Annotated in this window: 20 protein-coding genes; 13 read left to right on the top strand and 7 right to left on the bottom strand. The window is 41.1% G+C overall.

Annotated features, from left to right (window positions below; translation table 11 throughout):
• Positions 1-35 precede the first annotated feature (35 nt).
• Positions 36-2,528 carry an ATP-dependent helicase HrpB gene (gene hrpB / locus M1E93_RS05450; protein WP_014656569.1) on the bottom strand — a complete coding sequence of 831 codons (2,493 nt, stop codon included), beginning with the start codon at positions 2,526-2,528 and terminating at the stop codon, positions 36-38.
• Between the two features lie 59 nt (positions 2,529-2,587).
• Between hrpB and sfsA the strand changes: the two genes are divergently transcribed.
• From sfsA to M1E93_RS05390, 12 genes are all read left to right on the top strand, one after another.
• Complete coding sequence (sfsA, locus tag M1E93_RS05445; RefSeq protein ID WP_004922520.1) at positions 2,588-3,298, top strand: DNA/RNA nuclease SfsA; 711 nt, start codon at positions 2,588-2,590, stop codon at positions 3,296-3,298.
• A gap of 198 nt (positions 3,299-3,496) precedes the next feature.
• Positions 3,497-3,952 (top strand): RNA polymerase-binding protein DksA, encoded by a 456-nt coding sequence (gene dksA / locus M1E93_RS05440; RefSeq protein WP_004922522.1) that lies wholly within the window; start codon positions 3,497-3,499, stop codon positions 3,950-3,952.
• A gap of 61 nt (positions 3,953-4,013) precedes the next feature.
• On the top strand, positions 4,014-4,904 hold the full coding sequence (gene gluQRS / locus M1E93_RS05435; RefSeq protein ID WP_004922525.1) for a tRNA glutamyl-Q(34) synthetase GluQRS: 891 nt from the start codon (positions 4,014-4,016) through the stop codon (positions 4,902-4,904).
• Positions 4,905-4,989: 85 nt separating this feature from the next.
• Entirely contained in the window at positions 4,990-6,561 is a 1,572-nt protein-coding gene (gene pcnB / locus M1E93_RS05430) for a polynucleotide adenylyltransferase PcnB (protein WP_004922527.1), read from the top strand.
• Position 6,562: 1 nt separating this feature from the next.
• A complete protein-coding gene (folK, locus tag M1E93_RS05425; RefSeq protein ID WP_004922531.1) occupies positions 6,563-7,054 on the top strand; it encodes a 2-amino-4-hydroxy-6-hydroxymethyldihydropteridine diphosphokinase in 492 nt (163 codons plus the stop codon).
• A gap of 59 nt (positions 7,055-7,113) precedes the next feature.
• A complete protein-coding gene (gene panB / locus M1E93_RS05420) occupies positions 7,114-7,905 on the top strand; it encodes a 3-methyl-2-oxobutanoate hydroxymethyltransferase (protein WP_014656572.1) in 792 nt (263 codons plus the stop codon).
• 33 nt (positions 7,906-7,938) lie between these two features.
• The gene (gene panC, locus M1E93_RS05415) at positions 7,939-8,802 is read left to right on the top strand and encodes a pantoate--beta-alanine ligase (RefSeq protein WP_004922538.1); all 864 of its coding nucleotides are present in this window, start codon (positions 7,939-7,941) and stop codon (positions 8,800-8,802) included.
• 48 nt (positions 8,803-8,850) lie between these two features.
• A complete protein-coding gene (panD, locus tag M1E93_RS05410; RefSeq protein WP_004922542.1) occupies positions 8,851-9,231 on the top strand; it encodes an aspartate 1-decarboxylase in 381 nt (126 codons plus the stop codon).
• A 243-nt stretch (positions 9,232-9,474) separates the two neighbouring features.
• Positions 9,475-10,689: a hypothetical protein gene (locus M1E93_RS05405; RefSeq protein WP_040132336.1), complete on the top strand. Its 1,215-nt coding sequence runs from the start codon at positions 9,475-9,477 to the stop codon at positions 10,687-10,689.
• A gap of 58 nt (positions 10,690-10,747) precedes the next feature.
• Positions 10,748-11,008: a hypothetical protein gene (locus tag M1E93_RS05400; protein ID WP_426207175.1), complete on the top strand. Its 261-nt coding sequence runs from the start codon at positions 10,748-10,750 to the stop codon at positions 11,006-11,008.
• Positions 11,009-11,056: 48 nt separating this feature from the next.
• Positions 11,057-12,004, top strand: coding sequence for an IS30 family transposase (locus tag M1E93_RS05395; protein WP_140035165.1), 948 nt, complete (start codon positions 11,057-11,059; stop codon positions 12,002-12,004).
• A 229-nt stretch (positions 12,005-12,233) separates the two neighbouring features.
• On the top strand, positions 12,234-13,043 hold the full coding sequence (locus M1E93_RS05390; RefSeq protein ID WP_426207174.1) for a hypothetical protein: 810 nt from the start codon (positions 12,234-12,236) through the stop codon (positions 13,041-13,043).
• 140 nt (positions 13,044-13,183) lie between these two features.
• On the opposite strand, the gene M1E93_RS05385 is transcribed toward M1E93_RS05390, so the two are convergent.
• Both M1E93_RS05385 and M1E93_RS05380 read right to left on the bottom strand, forming a co-directional pair.
• The gene (locus M1E93_RS05385) at positions 13,184-14,227 is read right to left on the bottom strand and encodes a fimbrial protein (protein ID WP_072502464.1); all 1,044 of its coding nucleotides are present in this window, start codon (positions 14,225-14,227) and stop codon (positions 13,184-13,186) included.
• Positions 14,228-14,241: 14 nt separating this feature from the next.
• Positions 14,242-16,389, bottom strand: a complete 2,148-nt coding sequence (locus M1E93_RS05380; RefSeq protein ID WP_426207275.1) for a fimbria/pilus outer membrane usher protein — start codon at positions 16,387-16,389, stop codon at positions 14,242-14,244.
• A 97-nt stretch (positions 16,390-16,486) separates the two neighbouring features.
• Between M1E93_RS05380 and M1E93_RS05375 the strand changes: the two genes are divergently transcribed.
• Positions 16,487-17,434, top strand: coding sequence for an IS30 family transposase (locus M1E93_RS05375; protein ID WP_140035165.1), 948 nt, complete (start codon positions 16,487-16,489; stop codon positions 17,432-17,434).
• Here the strand turns inward: M1E93_RS05375 and M1E93_RS05370 are convergent.
• The 4 genes from M1E93_RS05370 to M1E93_RS05355 all read right to left on the bottom strand — a co-directional run bounded on the left by M1E93_RS05370 (position 17,417) and on the right by M1E93_RS05355 (position 19,196).
• Positions 17,417-17,818 carry a FimD/PapC N-terminal domain-containing protein gene (locus M1E93_RS05370; RefSeq protein WP_426207173.1) on the bottom strand — a complete coding sequence of 134 codons (402 nt, stop codon included), beginning with the start codon at positions 17,816-17,818 and terminating at the stop codon, positions 17,417-17,419. The two genes, M1E93_RS05375 and M1E93_RS05370, sit on opposite strands and share 18 nt — an antisense overlap.
• A gap of 27 nt (positions 17,819-17,845) precedes the next feature.
• On the bottom strand, positions 17,846-18,001 hold the full coding sequence (locus tag M1E93_RS05365; protein ID WP_392503926.1) for a hypothetical protein: 156 nt from the start codon (positions 17,999-18,001) through the stop codon (positions 17,846-17,848).
• Positions 18,002-18,095: 94 nt separating this feature from the next.
• Positions 18,096-18,566, bottom strand: a complete 471-nt coding sequence (locus M1E93_RS05360; protein ID WP_426207172.1) for a fimbrial biogenesis chaperone — start codon at positions 18,564-18,566, stop codon at positions 18,096-18,098.
• Between the two features lie 60 nt (positions 18,567-18,626).
• Positions 18,627-19,196, bottom strand: a complete 570-nt coding sequence (locus M1E93_RS05355; RefSeq protein WP_004922560.1) for a fimbrial protein — start codon at positions 19,194-19,196, stop codon at positions 18,627-18,629.
• Positions 19,197-19,765 lie beyond the last annotated feature (569 nt).

Here is a 19,765-nt window from a genome sequence, read left to right as displayed (position 1 = left end):
GTGTATATCTCGCCTGTTTTTTCATTCGCTTCTATTTAACGCCCCTCGGTATTCATCGCTTTTTTAGTTTTATTGGTAGGTTGCGTATTAGCAGGATCATCTGGCCATAAATGTTTTGGGTAGCGACCTTTCATCTCTTTTTGTATTTCTCGATAGCTGCCCTGCCAAAAAGCCCCTAAGTCTTGGGTGATCTGTAATGGGCGCATCGCAGGTGATAACAAAGCAACCGCCACAACGACTTTGCCATGAGCAACCGTTGGGTTCGATGTCTGCCCATACATCTCCTGCATGCGGATCTCTATCATCGGGGGCTTATCTAAAGAGTAGTGAATGCTTACACGACTCCCCGAACCCGCTAAATAGTCCGTCGGTAAAGCCTCTTTTAACCATTTTTGTTGCTCCCAATCTAAACGATGCATCAGCAGCTCCCCGACATTGATTTCTTGAAGTTGCTTACGGTGAGTTATTCCATCTAAGTAAGGCGCAAGCCAAGCTTCTAAGGAAGCCAACAAAGCCTCATCAGCCACATCTGGTAAAGTGGTATCAGCAAACCAACGTTGAGCCAATTGGCAACGGATCCGAAACTGCTGTGCAAACGGGCTCCAATTTAAACTTTCTAATCCATTTTGCCTTAGCCAATGTAACAATGCCTGTTTAATTTGTTGTCTATCAGGATGGGTTAATCTTTCAGAGCGAACAACCAATTGCCCACATTGCAACCGTCGCCAAGCAATTAAAGTGCCTTTTTGTTCATCCCACTCGACGGTTTCCTGCTGATAAAACAAATCAGGACAAGCCGCCTGCAAGCTAGCGATCTCAATAGGGGTTGCTAGACTTATTTTGGCATCTGCTGAGGTTTCAGGTTGCCAAAGTGTTGGAGCGATTAGCCACTCATTTCCTAACAACGCGTCATTTTCATCTAACGATGCCCCTAATCCACTTGCTAACTGATAGCGGCTTTGATGATCTCGACTTTTCGCGATACGGTCTGGAAAACCGCTCGCTAATAAAGTAGGTAACCACTCACTTATTAGCGAGACGTTTCTGCCAACTGCTGCTGTGACCGGATAACCACATAATAAAGTGGCACGTTTGCACCAACTCTCTGTAGGCTTATCCAAATAATAATAAATATCACTGTGAGCTTGTCGTGGAGGCTCTTCTAATATTGCCACTAATAACGCCGCTAATTTAATCACTTCATTATTTTGACTTTGCAAGGCCTTGTACAACACGGCGGCAGTGCGCACTGAACTTCCGAGTTCTGCGACTCCTCTTCCAAGCGGAGTTAGCTTGCCGTGTTGATCAATCGCCCCAAGTCGACTCAGCAACTCTTTCGCTGCGGCTATTGCGGGTTGTGGTGGCAGGTTTAACCATTGAAGCTGCTCCACCGCTTGGCATCCCCACTGCAACAGGGATAACCATAACGAACTTAAATCACTGTGTAATATTTCAGCTTCACTAAATTGTGCAGCTCTTTCCGCTTGCTCTTGACTGAATAAATGCCAACAAATACCGGCTTCTAACCGTCCTGCTCGCCCAGCCCGCTGCTGCATGGACGCTTGGCTAATACGCTGTTTAACCAGTTTTGTTAGTCCAGTGCGAGGATTAAATAAGCCTACTCGTTCAAAACCGCTGTCAACAACTAAGCGAATGCCTTCAATCGTTAAGCTAGTTTCTGCAATATTGGTCGCTAAAACGACTTTACGTTTGCCTTCAGGGGCAGGCTGAATGGCTTGCTGCTGCTCTTTTATTGATAGTGCCCCATACATTGGGCATAAAAGTATGTCCTCACTAACCATAGAAGCTAGCTCTGAGCGTGTTCGCTCGATTTCCCCCGCACCGGGTAGAAAAAGCAATAGCGAGCCACTTTCTTGTTGAAGTAATCGCCAAACCGCATTTGCCACCTCTTTGTGGAATAATTTATTCGCATTGATGGGGTAAAAATGCCTTTCGACAGGATAGGCACGCCCTTCGGATACGATCACGGGGGCATCAGGGAATAGAGCCACCAGCCCTTGATCATCCAATGTGGCCGACATCAACAAGATTTTTAAATCATCACGCAGTGCCTGCTGAGTATCAAGCAGTAGCGCCAAACCTAAATCCGCTTGTAAACTGCGTTCATGAAACTCATCAAGAATGACTAAACCGACCCCTTCTAACATCGGATCATCTTGCAACATGCGAGTCAAAACCCCTTCAGTCACCACTTCGATACGTGTGTTTACACTAACTCGGCTTTCAGAGCGCATGCGCAACCCTACCGTGTTACCGATATCTTCGCCTAGCTGCTCGGCTAACCGTTTAGCGACGCTACGAGCCGCAATTCGTCTCGGCTCCAACATGATAATACGTCCGTCAATCACCCCACTTTCTAATATTAGCCGAGGTAAAACGGTTGATTTACCCGCCCCTGTAGGGGCATGTAATAACACTTGCGGAGATTGCTGTAAGGCCGTAAGTAAGGAATCACTAACGTCATAAATCGGTAACACGCGGCTGATAACTCCAATGGTATTTAACATTTTCAGGCAAAGATTGTAGCATTGCTGCTTATTTCCTGAATACTGATTGCGGAGACAATATGGAGTTTATTCCCCCGTTACAACCAGCCACACTGATCAAACGCTACAAGCGCTTTTTAGCGGATGTCGTTACACCTGACGGTGAAGTCATGACTATCCACTGTGCCAATACGGGGGCGATGACTGGCTGTGCAACGCCCGGAGATAAAATTTGGTATTCAACATCGAATAACTCAAAACGCAAGTACCCACACAGTTGGGAAGTGACACAAACGTCACAAAATCATCTAATTTGTATCAATACATTACGAGCTAATCAGATCATTGCCGAGGCGTTGGCGCAAAAAACCATTCCAGAATTATCCGAATATAGTGTAATAAAGCCTGAGATGAAATACGGTTCTGAAAATAGCCGGATTGATTTCTTTTTATCTGGAGATGGGCTACCCGATTGTTTTATCGAAGTAAAATCTGTCACGTTATTGGAAAATAACCATGGCTATTTTCCCGATGCTGTGACTGAACGCGGACAAAAGCATTTACGAGAGCTAACAACAATTGCTAAAGAAGGAAAAAAAGCCATACTGTTGTTTGCAGTTTTGCATACGGGGATCTACGAGGTCTCGGCAGCAGCCCATATTGATAAGCAATATGCCACACTTTTGAAAGAAGCTATCGAAAATGGTGTTGAAGTACTGTGTTATCAAGTAGATATCAATACGCAAAAAATGCTATTGGGTAAAAAAATTAAGTTTACACCTATCAAATAATGATAGTTTATTCGCTGCTCAAAGCGAAGACGCATGGGTTCTGGAGGCTTAAAAAGGAATAAACACGCGCGCCTTCACAGCATTACAAAACTCATTGCATGAACGATTGCCAAGAGGGCACTCTTCTGCTATTTATAGCGACCTTAATTTTTCCCCCCTTTGGGGTTTTGTGAAATTTGCGTGTGTAGGAGAAGCATTATGCAAGAAGGGCAAAAACGTAAGACATCGTCCTTAAGCATTCTCGCCATTGCTGGGGTTGAACCCTATCATGAAAAAGCTGGCGAAGAGTACATGAACGAAGCCCAGTTGGCGCATTTTAAGCTCATTCTCGAAGCATGGCGCAATCAACTCAGGGATGAAGTAGACCGGACAGTTACTCATATGCAAGATGAGGCAGCTAACTTTCCAGATCCTGTTGATCGGGCAGCCCAGGAAGAGGAATTCAGCCTTGAATTACGCAACCGGGACCGTGAACGTAAGTTGATTAAGAAAATCGAGAAAACACTGAAGAAAGTCGAAGAAGACGATTTTGGCTTCTGCGAATCTTGTGGTGTGGAAATCGGCATCCGTCGTTTGGAAGCCCGCCCTACCGCTGATTTGTGTATCGACTGTAAAACATTAGCAGAAATTCGCGAAAAGCAAATGGCTGGCTAATCACTGATTATGGAGTCCTTAACGGCGCACTAACCTTGCGCCGTTATAAGGAAATCTAGTAATGAGCACCTCCACTTCACCCTATATTGGTCGCTTTGCACCATCTCCATCAGGTAACCTTCACTTTGGTTCACTCGTCACCGCCCTAGGTAGCTATTTGCAAGCACGCTCGCAAAAAGGTAAATGGCTGGTGCGTATTGATGATATTGATCCCCCAAGGGAAGTTCCCGGCGCGGCTGATAATATTCTAAAAACGTTAGCGCATTACGGCTTATATTGGGATGATCAGGTACTGTACCAATCAAAACGTCATGATGCCTACCGTGCTGCATTAGATGACCTTCGCCAACAAGGCAAAAGTTACTACTGCACTTGCTCACGGCAACGTATCAAAGCGTTGCAAGGGCATTACGATGGTCATTGTCGCAACCTCCATCTTCCAGACCATCAAGCGGCTATTCGATTAAAACAAACTCACCCCGTTTATCAATTTACAGATAGGCTCAGAGGCGAAATTGTGACACCAGCCAATGTCGCTGAAGAAGATATTATTATTCATCGTAAAGATGGTTTGTTTGCTTATAATTTAGTCGCTGTTGTTGATGATCATTATCAAAATGTCACTGAAGTGATGAGAGGCGCAGACCTAATCCCTACCACCTCACAGCAAATTTCGTTATATCACCACCTTTCATTGCCTGTTCCTGATTATGCCCATTTACCGCTGATCCTAAATCATGATAATAATAAGCTATCAAAGCAAAATCATGCCACAGCACTGCCGATGACGGATCCTCGCCCAGTAATATGCCATGCACTAACATTACTGAATCAACCGCCAATCCAGCACTGGCGTGATTTGAGTACCGATGAGATTTTAAAAACCGCAACGGATAAATGGCAGCTAGCGGCGATCCCATCTCATGATATTATTGACAATGCTTATGACTGAATATGACTTTTATGCGTTTAAGCATTCTCAAAGAAAGGCCAGTAAGCTATGATTAGCCGCTTATTTTGTTTAATGAATATTCGTAATGATATCGAGGTGTACTATTTTTAACCGAGTAGCAAATTTCTGCCGTAATATTTTATCGCGAAATGACAAGGACACGCGTGACGCACAGGCAGCCGGTGAAAGGCCAGTCACTTATTCTGACACTGCGACAGCTCAGTCCGTAGAACAGAACGCTAAACAAACAAAAACCACGGTTCGTCAGTCCAAACGTGCCGGTATTCAGGCAGAGAAATCAGAGACAATGACGACTGAAACAGATGAAAATATCACTGTAATTCCTCGTTCAGAGCATACTATTTCACGTAGTGATATTAGTGATAATGCACTGAAGGTACTTTATCGCTTAAATAAAAATGGCTATGAGGCCTACCTCGTTGGCGGTGGTGTACGTGACTTACTCCTTGGTAAAAAACCCAAAGATTTTGATATTACAACTAATGCAACGCCTGAGCAGATCCGCAAACTATTTCGTAACTGCCGGCTAGTCGGTCGTCGATTCCGTCTCGCCCACATTATGTTCGGGCCAGAGGTCATTGAAGTTGCCACTTTCCGCGGTCACCATGACCAAATTGAGTCGGAAGATAAAAACCGCTCCCAGCAAGCCAAAAATGGCATGTTGCTACGGGATAATATTTTCGGCTCTATCGAAGAAGACGCAATCCGCCGTGACTTTACCGTCAATAGCCTTTACTACAACATTGATGACTTCTCTGTTCGTGACTATGTGGGCGGCTTAAACGATCTTAAAGCGGGCATTATTCGCCTTATTGGTGACCCAGAGACTCGTTATCGCGAAGATCCTGTTCGCATGCTACGTGCGGTGCGTTTCGCCTGTAAATTGGATATGCGTATTGAGCCAAATACGGCGCAACCAATCCAACGTCTGGCACCGCTATTGCGCGAAATTCCTTCAGCAAGGCTATTTGAAGAGTCACTGAAACTGCTACAAGCGGGTCAAGGTTATGCAACCTATAACATGCTAAAAGAGTACCACTTATTTGAGCAACTGTTTCCGGTTATCAGTAGTCGCTTTACCAATAACAATGATTCGCCAATGGAAAAAATCATTGATCAGGTACTCAAAAATACTGACTTTAGGCTCAAAAATGATAAACGGGTTAATCCTGCATTTTTATTTGCAGTCATGTTATGGTATCCCGTTACGGAGCATGCAGAAAAGCTGTCTCAAGAAGGTGGGCTTGCCTACTATGATGCTTTCGCACTGGCGATGAATGACATACTTGATGAGCAGTGCCGTTCGATTGCGATACCTAAACGTATCACCACCACCATGCGTGATATTTGGCAATTGCAATTACGCCTTCCTCGCCGCCAAGGGCGTCGCGCGAATAAATTAATGGAGCATCCAAAGTTCCGTGCTGCATTTGATTTATTAGAATTAAGGGCCAATGTTGAACGGAGAAATGAGCTTCAAGAGCTTGCTGTCTGGTGGGATGAGTATCAGCGTTCCAATAATACTAAGCAGCGTGAGATGATAGCTGAGCTAGGTAGTGCGCCAGTGCGTAAACGCCATCGCCCACGCAAGTCATCATCAAGCGCCCATAAACCAAATAAAAATCAGGGGTCATAGAATGGAGTTGGTCTATATTGTTATTGGCAGTAACCTTGGCGAGCCATTGAAACAGGCTCAACAGGCTATTGATGCGTTAAATGCGCTCCCAAACAGCCGTATAGTCAACACCTCTTCGATCTATCGTAGTAAACCGCTGGGGCCACAAGATCAAAACGATTTTCTTAATATGGCGGTTGCACTTGAAACTGAGCTTGAGCCAGAAGCGTTGCTTGATCATACACAACGCATTGAGCTGGAGCTTGGTCGAGTTCGCAAAGCTGAGCGTTGGGGCCCTAGAACGCTCGATCTCGACATTATGCTTTTCGGCAATCATATTATTAATACCCCACGATTGACCGTACCTCATTATGGGCTAAAAGAGCGGGAATTTATGTTATACCCGCTCAATGACATTGCCCCTGATCTGATTTTTCCTGATGGCGAACCGCTATCAGAAAGGCTCACACTCGTCCCACGTAATGGCCTCACCCTTTGGGATATTACAACCTAAACAGTGAACCTCCTAAACAGGAGGGGTCGTCAGTGGGATCTTTTCCGGAGGTTATTATAATGAAACCAATTTCTCTGGCTACTCTGGGTCAGTTTAAAAAAGACAAACACAAATTTGCTACCATGACGGCTTACGATGCCAGCTTCGCTCAGCTATTTGCAGAGCAAGGTATCCAAGTCATGCTCGTCGGTGACTCCCTTGGTATGACCATACAAGGCGAATCTAGCACCCTCCCTGTTACCGTAGAGCAAATCGCTTATCACACTCGCTGTGTACGCAAAGGTGCACCAGACGCATTTATTATCGCTGATATGCCTTTTATGAGTTATGCCACCCCTGAACAAGCTTGTGCTAATGCCGCTATTCTGATGCAGGCTGGTGCAAACATGGTAAAACTTGAAGGGGGTTGCTGGCTATGCGATACCGTCAAAATGCTGTGTGAACGTTCCGTTCCCGTATGTGGGCATTTAGGGCTAACGCCACAAGCCGTCAACGTTCTTGGTGGCTATAAAGTACAAGGTCGCGATGAGGTTACCGCCAACCAACTCATGAAAGATGCCATTGCGCTAGAAAATGCGGGAATACAGCTTTTGGTTCTTGAGTGTGTTCCTACCTCACTAGCCAATAATATTACAGAAGAACTACTCCTTCCGGTTATTGGTATCGGTGCAGGCAATGGTACTGATGGGCAAATTCTCGTCATGCATGATGCATTAGGCATTACGGCCCGCCCTCCTAAGTTTGCCAAGAACTTCCTTGCTCAAGCAGGCAATATTCAAGATGCAGTTAAACTGTATATTCAAGAAGTTGAAGCAGGGATCTACCCTAGTGAAGATCATTCTTTTGAATAATTTTATTACGGCTCAATAATAAGGAATTCATCTATGCTTATCGTCGAAACATCTCCCATTCTTCGCCGTGAGATCCGCCGCTGGAAGCTAGAAGGTAAACGTATCGCTCTTGTACCAACCATGGGCAACCTGCATGATGGACATTTAGCTTTAATTGATGAAGCGAAACAACAAGCTGATATTGTAATTGTCAGCATTTTCGTTAACCCTATGCAGTTTGATCGCCAATCCGATTTAGCCAATTACCCTCGAACCTTGCAAGAGGATTGTGAAAAGCTGAAACGTCGCGATATCAATCTCGTTTTTGCCCCTTCTGTGAAAGATGTTTACCCTGAAGGAATGGCGCAACAAACCTTTGTTGAAGTGCCTGAATTATCATCAATACTTGAAGGTGCGAGTCGCCCTGGGCATTTTCGCGGTGTATCAACAGTCGTTACCAAACTGTTTAATTTAGTCCAACCTGATTTAGCGTTTTTTGGTGAAAAAGATTTCCAGCAATTACAGCTAATTCGCAAAATGGTGAGTGACCTTTCTTTTGATATACAAATTGTCTCTGTGCCTACCGTCAGAGCGAAAAATGGGCTTGCATTGAGTTCAAGAAATAACAATCTATCAGCAAGTGAACTCAAAATAGCACCACAACTATATAGCATTATGCAACAGGCGGCAGAGAAGCTAATTGCAGCCCCTGACAACGTTGAAGCAATTATCCAAGAAATCGATGATTCGCTTCGCCAAGCAGGTTTTACCCCTGATGAGCTATTTATTCGTGATGCCGAAACTCTTGCTCCATTGAGCAATATAAGTCAAAAAGCGGTCATCTTAATGGCAGCTTGGTTAGGGCAAACCCGTTTGATTGATAATTTACAGGTTGACCTACCCACAGTTTCAGCTTAAAAAAACAAGCAAACACAGCATGACGATTAAAAATGGTAGACAATAATTATGTTTAGAAAAATGTTACAAGGTAAATTACATCGGGTTAAGGTCACACAAGCCGACCTTCATTACGAAGGCTCTTGTGCTATTGATCAGGATTTTATGGATGCCGCTGGGATCCTCGAATACGAAGCCATTGATATTTACAACGTCGATAATGGAGAACGTTTTTCTACTTATGCAATTGCAGGTGAAAGAGGTTCTAAAATTATTTCAGTCAATGGTGCTGCTGCACGTCGTGCTGCTGTTGGCGATAGATTGATTATCTGCTCATACGTTGATATCAAAGATGAAGACGCTCGTCACCATAAACCCAAAGTCGCTTACTTTGACGGTGACAATATTATGAGCCGTGTTGCCAAAGCAGTTCCTGTACAAGTCGCTTAACGCTATATCCCCCAACGGCAGTTAGCTTGTTGGGGGTTACTTAGCTTCCTTTTTTAGCCAAGCAAGAAAATACAGCTTTCATTTCGTTATTTGATCTTTTTCTATAACATTAAAAATTATTATATTAATCTCAGTAATACCTCTAGAAAATATCATTTAAATCACCATAGCTAATAAAAAAGATAATTATTTAACATCCCAATTTATATTAGATTGAAAAAAACATCACATAAAGGGGATGCTATGAATGATAATAGAAACAAGAAGACGTTTGGACTGTTATATACTCTAAAGATCCAATTTCAAAATATGCCTTCGTTTTCCAGTGGCTTTATTTATGCAAATAAAAAAAATCAAATCGAAATATTGATTACTGTTGATGCTATTAGTGAAGATGGAGAGCCTTATTTTAATAATGAACGAGAAGTGCAAGATGCCACTTATCTGTGTTCATTTTTTGATGGTAAACCCTTAAATCAAAATTGGCAAATTTCGAATGAAAAAGGGCCATTTTGTAAAGCAGTTAAGTATGACACAACTCTATCAAGGCGGGAGCCACCAACCCTACGAACGATAACCCGCTCGACATTTCAAATATCCAAGTTTATTTCATCCGACATTGTTAACCCCGCCTTAGAAATCGCAGTAGGAATTAATATTCCTGGAATAGGCAATTTTGACACCTCAATGAATGGAACACCTACTTTAAATTCAGGCTCTGTCTTTAAATCACCTAGCCGAATTTCAGTAAGCAGGATATCCCCTATCGATTATACAGATAATAGAAATGTTATGGTGATTGATAAAGGTTGGAAATATATCATGACCGATGCATTATTCCGCAATGGTAGCAATCGGCACTCCAGCTCTTATCGGAATTATGCAGCCATTATTCGCTATAAAAAAATATCTATTATTACAGCCAACAAATATAACATTATCGAAAAAAGGGTCTCGCCTACATTGCCTTATAGTGCTCCTTATAAAGATTGGTTTTATAGTACGACCATGCCCCATGCAATGAATTATGCCACCGATGATCAGGCGCTCGGTGCATACTTAACGAGTTGGTTTATTGAGACTCGAGATAGAGTCGGCTATTTTCACGCAATTAACGAAGGTTGGACAGAGCTAACCCACAAGAAAAAGCCTCCACTCTATTTTACAAGCATGAGAAATGGTGAGTTTAATAAAAAAAATACGTTTTCTGTGTGGCCACAATTTAGCAACGATATGCCTAAACTTGCCCGCTTTTCAAATAATAATCAAAATAGTATCACCCTTGTTTGCCATCAAATCAATTTAGTGGATCACATTCCTCTCTATCTCGGTGCTGAATGCCGTGCTCAATCAAACACATCCTTAGCAAGCCATGTTGAAATTGTTGATGAGTTTGGCAATGAAGGCATCATGACTATTGAGTATCGCCATAATATTGATGGGGAAATTACTGTTTAAATCCGTTTTGTTAAAAGTGGCACTATTGATCTTTTAGCTTAAAATATTTGGAGCCAAAATGCTTAACTCACCCCCAGCTAAAAAATTCAAACAAATCAACCATCTTAGCATTCATTTTAAAGATAATCCGACTAATATTCATTCGGTTATTTATGCAAATGGATATAATCAAGTTGAAGTTATTGTTACTGCTGAAATCTTAGATGAAAATAATGACGCTTTTTTTGAAAATGAAAAAGAATTTAGAGACTGTATCTATTTTTCGCGAATTCAGATAATAAGTGCAACGCTCGGTCATGTTAGATGGAAGGACGGTTAGCTACTGATAAGCTATCCTGCTCTTCCGACCAAAGATGAGCGAGTAAGTATGAAGTATCAGCAACTAACCGAAGGACAACGATACCAGATATCGATACTGCGTGAGGATAATTTATCCTGCCATGAGATAGGTATCCGTATCGGTGTAAGCAAGTCCACGGTCTCCCGTGAACTGAGGCGTAACACTTCAGATACTGGTTATAACCCACAACAGGCACACCAGAAGTGCTGTGATAGGCGGCTGTCATCTGCCAAAAGGACAATTCCTCAGCAGACCATAGATTTCGTGATATTTGCTCTGGAGTGGAAGTGGAGTCCTGAGCAAATAAGTGCAATTGGCAGCATTATTGGTCTTAGCGTCAGCCATGAATGGATTTACCAGTATATCTATGCGGATAAGCGTAGCGGTGGCGAGTTGTACAGGCATCTTAGGCAGGGCAAACGGCGATATCGTAAGGGCTACGGGCAGAAACGAGGGCGCATCCCTGATGCGGTATCCATTGAGCTACGGCCGTCAGTCGTCGATGACCGTAGCCGTCTGGGGGACTGGGAGGCCGATTTGGTGCAGGGTAAACAGGGCACTGGTGCTATCGTGACACTGGCAGAACGCAAAAGCCGTATTTACCTGACAAAAAAGGTGTTTTCAAAGGATGCGGTGGAAGTCAGTAAGGCCATTATCTCACTGCTGAGTGAGTATCAGGATGTATGTCACACAATAACGTTCGATAACGGTCTAGAGTTTAGTGAGCACAAGGCGATAGCAGAAGCACTGAACGCAGATACGTACTTTGCCCATCCGTATGCCTCGCATGAGCGTGGGCTGAACGAGAATACGAATGGGTTGTTAAGACAGTTTATCCCGAAAGGAACAGACCTGCGGACAGTGACAGAAGAAGACTTACAACGCTATCAGGGAGCGTTGAACAGCAGGCCACGCAAGTGTCTGGGGTTCAGACAACCTTCGGTGGTGTTTGCGGAGCTAAGAAAGGCGGCTTAGCGTTGCACTTCGGACTTGAATCCGCCTTTGTTCCTTTTCAGATCAACAACTACTCGGTGATGAATGGATAATCTCTGAACATCGGGGAGACTATTGTAAAGCCGTACAGAATGAGATTACTCACATAAAAAATGCATCTATAGAGGCCATAAGAAGCACAAAAAGGATCAGTGCCTCATATTACTTCTCACTGAAAGAGATCAATCCCGGACATGAAATTGCAGTCGGGGTGAGAATCGATGGTGAAGGTTTATTCAATACCTCACAAAATGGCACTTTAAATCATAAAGGAGAAATTATTTTTATTGCGCCTAAGCGGGTTATCATTCAAGGAATTAAAAAAATTGATTATGATAATAATGAAAACATCACTATAACAGATAACGATTGGCAGGAAATCTCAAAAAATATTTCATTTCATATCAGTAAAGGGGCGATACTGGGGAATTATGAGCATAATTACGGGGTCATAAGACGTAAAACATTTAAAATTACAACGCATAATAAATATAAATTAAAGTATAAATCTCCTGTATATAGCTTACAACATATCCCTAAAATTAAAGATTGGTACCATAATCACGTGATGCCCCATGCAATAAAGATCGTTGGGGGGCCTTATTATAGTGGAATTTATGTTAATAGCTGGTTTATAGAGCCTAATAATATAGAGATTGGCTATTCCAATATATTAAATAAAGGGCTAAATAGGATTATAAAAGACATCCGCCAATCTCTTTATTGTACTGAGGAAAAAGATGGCCGATTTGTAGGCGATACAACTTATGCGATTTGGCCTCGGCTGGAAGGAAATCTCGGTCCTCTTTGGTCAAAAACCACCTTAGATAAACACGCCATCACTATCGTCTGTCATCAAATGTATCTTAGAGATAAGAAACTCTATTATTGGGGATATTATTGCCCTGCCCCCTATCATGTGGCCGACCCTCTGCAAATTTTTATTATCGATGAGTATGGTAATAGGGGGAATATTAATATTGTATTTGAAGAGGATATGTATGGTACTGTCAGCGTTTAAATAACCACTTTAAGAAAAACGAGTCTTTATTATTTTCGTGCAACCGATTTTTATCATGACATTATAGCCAATAGATAGGCGGGGTATTTTGTTCATTCATCATTGTAGGGGATGATCTGCTCATCCCCTTTTGCTATCGTTTAGTTAAATTGCAAAACAAATTGTGCCGTCGCTTCTGCTTTCCCTGCTTTGACAGAATTACCATAACGGTAATATTCCGCTTTCAGAGGAACACGCGTTTCACCTTTTTCTAAATCAGCTAATTTAACAAACTCCTGATTAACTAATACGTTATCATTGTTTAATGGTGATTTTACAACAAACCCAATACCACTGGCATTATTACCTTGCCCTTCATTATCGATTTTAATCACTGCATCTTTGCCATTATAACTCGCTGTATTGTTTGCAATGAGCTTGATCTTCGCTGAAACATTCCCCGTACAGACGATATTAATATGTTCCTCAACAGATGACGGCGTTGTCGGGAACCCTACGGATGGGAATGCCGTGGTCGGTACCCGAGGTAACGTAAATGACAAATCGGTATTTTTAGCTTCACAAGATGTCGGCGCACTTGTCACTTTTCCTTTTAGTCGATAAGTATAACCAACTTTTGTCGAGCCACCACCTGGGTCAAACCGTTTAATGAGTATCGCCCCAATCACCGAATTATCAAAGGATGTTGCCGTCGGGTTATCTTTACCGGCATAAAAAATAACCGTTGCATCTATAGGCATAAGTGCACCTTCAGGAACAGGCAACACTTGTCCTGGACGATTTGTAAAAGGCAATTCTGATTTACTTTCAATTAAGACATAGACGATATTTACGGGGCCACCAGCATGCACATGGTAAGCGGGCTTCCCATCAATTTCGCCATAATATCTCGCTATAATGCCGCTGCCTTCACCGTATGTTGCATAAGCATAGACTTGTGAGTCAGGCCCACACTGCGCGACACCACCTCGTCCACTCTCTCGCACAAATGTATAACGAGCAATCTCGTCGTTCTTTTTGATCGCACCACTTAATTTAATGTCCACCATTGCGCGCATTGCAGAGTGATTTTGACCATCCCCTCCTTCAACACAATTCTGAGCCGCAATACTGCTATTTATCCCAGAGAACATTAACACCACGCTGAACGCTGCTGCATAGCCCCAATTAATCTGTTTTCTCATTATTCTTACTCCTTTCAGCGGCATTCTGAATTCAGGATATAAAGCCCATTTGTTGGCATGGTATTTTCGATGTTGTAATCCACATCACAGGATTCATTAGCACCCTCATTTTTCCAATTAACTTTAATGCGCCCTTTAGGCTTATCTGCAACTAAATACAAGGTATTAAAGTTAGAAACGAGATGAGTCGCTTCATCTTCTGTAACAGCTTTTGCACCTACCGGTAATTCTTTATTCGTTGGATGCTGTAACTTAAATAATAACTTGTAGCCTTTTTTAGCGTCGAAATCAGCCAGTATCAAAGCGCCCTTTGTTGGGATAACATTATTAATAATGTTATTTTCAATTTCGGTATCTTGTGGGATAGTTTTTGTATCAATCGCCAGTGTATTTTTACGATATGGCGCCATCCCCGGAACAATCGCTAAACCGTAAGCGTTAGTTTCAACTGACTGCCCATTAATAATACCGACACCTTGTGTCCCTTTGGTAAGAATCAATGCGCTTGTATCTTGCATTGAAGGTGCTAATACCACACCGTATTGAGTGCCAACAAATGCACCACTAATACCGTAATTAAAGTTTTTATGGCTATCGTTATAAGCGTACCCTGCATTAACGACTGCATAAGGGGAGCGATAAGAGCTACTTAATCCCCCTGAATAGCTCATACCTTTATTACCGTAGCCTTGATAAATATCCCACGTTCCACGATATAATTCGCCATAGCTGCCACTTAAACGTGCTGTTTGTGAAGTACGATGCTGGTCATCCGTTGATATGCCATAATTCACACTCATTGTGTTATTTAACACATCGAACGGAATACTGACATTTAAACTCAAATTGTATGAACGGCTGTTATCATTTTCAAATTGTCTACCTTTTGAATAGGTGTAATAGACACTGTAATGAACCTTATCGATATTACTGTTAAAACCAACATTATAAGATTGTTGTTTATGACCACTTGAATACTCATAAACAACACTATTTAAGTTAATCGAGCTTGAGCTATCGAGTATTGGTTGAGAAAGAGATACGGTGTATTCATTTTTTAGTTTTTCATAGCTGCCACGGTATTTTTCCTCATAAAAGAATGCGTCATCTATATTCATAAAATCAGCATCAAAATGACGGAAACCCGCTAAAGCTAAGCTCGTATTCGTTGTCTCAATATGTTTTGAGTAATTGACTCTAAATGCATTACCACTCAACGTAGATTGATTATCAACATCAGTACGAGAGTGCACAACATCCGTTGTAATTGCCCCAACCTCACCTAAGTTAAACCCTGTACCGATTGCATAGGATTGGTATTTTTTAGCGTAGAGTGCACCACCAAAAACGGTCACAAAGTCTGTTAATCCATAATAGATTTCAGCTTCATTCACATAACGGCCATCACCGTTATTATTCCCATCATATTCACCACTAGAGAAACTGTATTTAATACTGCCTTTTCGCTCTAAAAAAGCAATTGATGAGAAAGGAACAATAAAGTTAACTTCATTACCATTTGCTTCTTCTACTGTGACATATAGATTGCCACCATTACTCATTGGATAGTAATCTGTAATTTCAAATGGCCCAGCAGGCACACTTTTCTTATAGATAACTTGATCATTTTGTACAATAGTCACGATAGATTCAGAATTAGCGATACCATTTACGCTTGGTGCATAACTCGTTAAGTTATAAGGTTCCATTTGCCTATCTGATGCTAATTTAACCCCTTTAAATTTAAAAGAATCAAATAATTGCGAGCTTGTATATAAGTCCCCTAGTGTTAGCTCACTTTTTATTATATTAATGTTTCTTGATAAGGTGTTGCTAATATTATTCCATTTATTCTTATCGTGCCGATTGTTGGCCCATGTGGAATAATTACGATAACGCCATGAGCCTATGTTAATTTTCGTCTGAATATTACCATAATAGTTATCATCGACTTTACCGCCTTCATAGGTGTTAAAAGCTGAAAAAGAGTAATTTAAAAATACAGCAGGAATGCCATCATCCCACTGTGCTTCTTCAGCTTTTCTTATGCGCTGCTGATTAATCATTGATTGCGGAACAGTCATTGAATACACTTTAGTATTTAAATCAAGTGACTGTGTCATATACTCAATATCATTAATATTGAAGCATTCTTCGCGAATTCAGATAATAAGTGCAACGCTCGGTCATGTTAGATGGAAGGACGGTTAGCTACTGATAAGCTATCCTGCTCTTCCGACCAAAGATGAGCGAGTAAGTATGAAGTATCAGCAACTAACCGAAGGACAACGATACCAGATATCGATACTGCGTGAGGATAATTTATCCTGCCATGAGATAGGTATCCGTATCGGTGTAAGCAAGTCCACGGTCTCCCGTGAACTGAGGCGTAACACTTCAGATACTGGTTATAACCCACAACAGGCACACCAGAAGTGCTGTGATAGGCGGCTGTCATCTGCCAAAAGGACAATTCCTCAGCAGACCATAGATTTCGTGATATTTGCTCTGGAGTGGAAGTGGAGTCCTGAGCAAATAAGTGCAATTGGCAGCATTATTGGTCTTAGCGTCAGCCATGAATGGATTTACCAGTATATCTATGCGGATAAGCGTAGCGGTGGCGAGTTGTACAGGCATCTTAGGCAGGGCAAACGGCGATATCGTAAGGGCTACGGGCAGAAACGAGGGCGCATCCCTGATGCGGTATCCATTGAGCTACGGCCGTCAGTCGTCGATGACCGTAGCCGTCTGGGGGACTGGGAGGCCGATTTGGTGCAGGGTAAACAGGGCACTGGTGCTATCGTGACACTGGCAGAACGCAAAAGCCGTATTTACCTGACAAAAAAGGTGTTTTCAAAGGATGCGGTGGAAGTCAGTAAGGCCATTATCTCACTGCTGAGTGAGTATCAGGATGTATGTCACACAATAACGTTCGATAACGGTCTAGAGTTTAGTGAGCACAAGGCGATAGCAGAAGCACTGAACGCAGATACGTACTTTGCCCATCCGTATGCCTCGCATGAGCGTGGGCTGAACGAGAATACGAATGGGTTGTTAAGACAGTTTATCCCGAAAGGAACAGACCTGCGGACAGTGACAGAAGAAGACTTACAACGCTATCAGGGAGCGTTGAACAGCAGGCCACGCAAGTGTCTGGGGTTCAGACAACCTTCGGTGGTGTTTGCGGAGCTAAGAAAGGCGGCTTAGCGTTGCACTTCGGACTTGAATCCGCCCTTGATCACCTTTTAAGGTCTTATGAAAATCTATACCAAAACTTTCCCAATCCGCAAAACTAAAACAAGGTGTAAGTTGTTCTCCACCATCTGCCCGAGGCATCATCACAAAGCTAATTTCTTTATTAAGAATTAAATTATTATTAATGAAAAACCTGACATGATATTTCCCTGGTGCTATATCATTTTCCCTAAACACATCCAGATCTTCATTAGTCAATTGCGTATCTGTACCTGCAATATTTAACAAGCTAGGTGGATAATAATCAGCAGCCCGCATTTCAAATGACAATGAAGCGAATACAATAGCCATAAACAGAGGTGAATATGGATACTTTTTATGATAAAGACGATTCATAGGCCTTTACTCTACTTTATTAGATTATTATTTTATAAGATATTGGCTATCTAACCCTTTACCATAATCATTGATATAGTTTAGAGAAACCTTATTGGAACTAGCCCCTAAATTAGAAACATTAATTACTGTTTCAGAGCGTGGTTCTAAATAGCTTGGTGCTTCGACTTCTCTGTTATTAATTTTTATTTTTGCAATGTTAATATAAAATGGTGTTGGGTTAACAACCTTGACTCCAGCGGTAGAGCGAGACCAAGTTAACTCATTGACAACATCTTCAAGCTTTTTTATCGGATAATGCTGTAGGTCGATAAATTAGCTTTATTTTGTTTGTCATTGAATAACGTAAAACGTTTTCTAAATCCTCACTACTCGGTGCCACAAATTTTACATTTAGCCAATATAATGCTTCTTGGTCACTCGGTAATGATGCTATTTTAGTCAGTTGGATCGTGTTTTTTTGCTCAGATTTTAGCTTAATTAATGGAGGTGTTACTGCAAAATCTTGTGTTATTTTTCCATTTTTATCTTCCACCCAAGATTGAAGTAAATAATTCCTATTTTTATCTTCCACCCAAGATTGAAGTAAATAATTCCTATTTTTATCTGTATTAAATGCAACAACACCTTCGCTATTCTCTTTTTCGTGATAAATAACACGCGTTGTTTCTAAACCAAAGCCAGCATAGCTGGTTGAACTAGCAAGAAAACACAATAACAGTGTAGGAACTATTTTTTTCATAAACATAGGATGTCCTCCAAGAAAAAAAGTAACGCAGATTAATAATTGATAATCTGCGTTATCAAATTATTTATAAGTAATTTTATAATTTAATGTTGCGTCTGCTTGGCCTGCTTCTACGTCATCGTCTGTACTTACATACTTAGCAATAAAAGTTCCAGTCCATTGAGCACTGTTACCATTTACTTTTATTTCTTCACTTTTACTACCATTAATTTTTAATGGCTTGGATAGGTCATCCTCATTGTAAATACGGATACCCACATTTTTTGCAACGCCAGCACTACCTTTATTGTCCAGTTCTAAAATAGTTTTATCAAAACGGTTTTCATGACCCGTTAAATTGATAGAGATAGTACCTTGATCAGGACAGTCAATTAATTTAATTTTTAATTTACCATCACCACCAGTACCACCAACCTCATCACCTTCCTCAGTAAACTCACTAGTAGCAAAACGTCCCATTTTTACATCAGCATTTGGTGAGTTAGTATCATTCAGGCTAATAGTGCATGTAGCATTATAAATAAGTCCTTTAAACTTAATCGTTCCACTTTGCTCTTCTGCTGTTGCTGAAAAAGCAAATGCTGAAGCAATAACAGCCATAAAAATATTTCGAGTTGATAATTTTTTCATTGATATACCTTTACACTCTACATAGTAATTAATAGTAATGTTAATTATTCAGCGCGTAATTAATAAAATAGTATAGATATAGGTAAATATCGCTATTCTAAAAATTAATGCGAGAACATATTAAAGACTTATATACACAAATAAGAAATAGTTAAAAATTCATGTTACCCGACTGGTGAGTAACATGTAAAAAGAGTATATAACATTAAAGTAGTATTTGATTTGTGTAAGTTTTTCAAAACGTAAATTTTAGAGGTGACAAAAAAACAACTCACACATCACAACTCATTGTTATATAGGAATATTATTTTTTGATCTTCATCAAAAAATGAATAATTAAAATTATATACCTAAAATTACTTTATTATCATACGGTTATGTATAACTGTTTTTACTTACCTATATTGAACATCTTTATCTGCTCTGTAGTACTTTTTTACATTTATTGCGGGTGAAAATATAGTTTCCTTGTTGATTATTTTAACTTTTATAATAATTTTGTTTTCTAAATAAAAAATAAGGCTAAGATAAATCTCACTCATTTATCTTGGCTTTATTCAATAATTTTT

It is taken from the genome of Providencia sp. PROV272 (assembly GCF_049901975.1).
Classification (GTDB): domain Bacteria; phylum Pseudomonadota; class Gammaproteobacteria; order Enterobacterales; family Enterobacteriaceae; genus Providencia; species Providencia stuartii.
Note: the sequence above shows the minus strand (reverse complement) of the source record. Positions and strands in the feature narration are given on the sequence as shown.

Bases quoted from the DNA above. Each gene is read 5' to 3' on its own strand.
- hrpB (WP_014656569.1), bottom strand. From the start codon at position 2,528: ATGTTAAATACCATTGGAGTTATCAGCCGCGTGTTACCGATTTATGAC.
- sfsA (WP_004922520.1), top strand. From the start codon at position 2,588: ATGGAGTTTATTCCCCCGTTACAACCAGCCACACTGATCAAACGCTAC.
- dksA (WP_004922522.1), top strand. From the start codon at position 3,497: ATGCAAGAAGGGCAAAAACGTAAGACATCGTCCTTAAGCATTCTCGCC.
- gluQRS (WP_004922525.1), top strand. From the start codon at position 4,014: ATGAGCACCTCCACTTCACCCTATATTGGTCGCTTTGCACCATCTCCA.
- pcnB (WP_004922527.1), top strand. From the start codon at position 4,990: ATGATATCGAGGTGTACTATTTTTAACCGAGTAGCAAATTTCTGCCGT.
- folK (WP_004922531.1), top strand. From the start codon at position 6,563: ATGGAGTTGGTCTATATTGTTATTGGCAGTAACCTTGGCGAGCCATTG.
- panB (WP_014656572.1), top strand. From the start codon at position 7,114: ATGAAACCAATTTCTCTGGCTACTCTGGGTCAGTTTAAAAAAGACAAA.
- panC (WP_004922538.1), top strand. From the start codon at position 7,939: ATGCTTATCGTCGAAACATCTCCCATTCTTCGCCGTGAGATCCGCCGC.
- panD (WP_004922542.1), top strand. From the start codon at position 8,851: ATGTTTAGAAAAATGTTACAAGGTAAATTACATCGGGTTAAGGTCACA.
- M1E93_RS05405 (WP_040132336.1), top strand. From the start codon at position 9,475: ATGAATGATAATAGAAACAAGAAGACGTTTGGACTGTTATATACTCTA.
- M1E93_RS05400 (WP_426207175.1), top strand. From the start codon at position 10,748: ATGCTTAACTCACCCCCAGCTAAAAAATTCAAACAAATCAACCATCTT.
- M1E93_RS05395 (WP_140035165.1), top strand. From the start codon at position 11,057: ATGAAGTATCAGCAACTAACCGAAGGACAACGATACCAGATATCGATA.
- M1E93_RS05385 (WP_072502464.1), bottom strand. From the start codon at position 14,227: ATGAGAAAACAGATTAATTGGGGCTATGCAGCAGCGTTCAGCGTGGTG.
- M1E93_RS05375 (WP_140035165.1), top strand. From the start codon at position 16,487: ATGAAGTATCAGCAACTAACCGAAGGACAACGATACCAGATATCGATA.
- M1E93_RS05370 (WP_426207173.1), bottom strand. From the start codon at position 17,818: ATGAATCGTCTTTATCATAAAAAGTATCCATATTCACCTCTGTTTATG.
- M1E93_RS05360 (WP_426207172.1), bottom strand. From the start codon at position 18,566: ATGTTTATGAAAAAAATAGTTCCTACACTGTTATTGTGTTTTCTTGCT.
- M1E93_RS05355 (WP_004922560.1), bottom strand. From the start codon at position 19,196: ATGAAAAAATTATCAACTCGAAATATTTTTATGGCTGTTATTGCTTCA.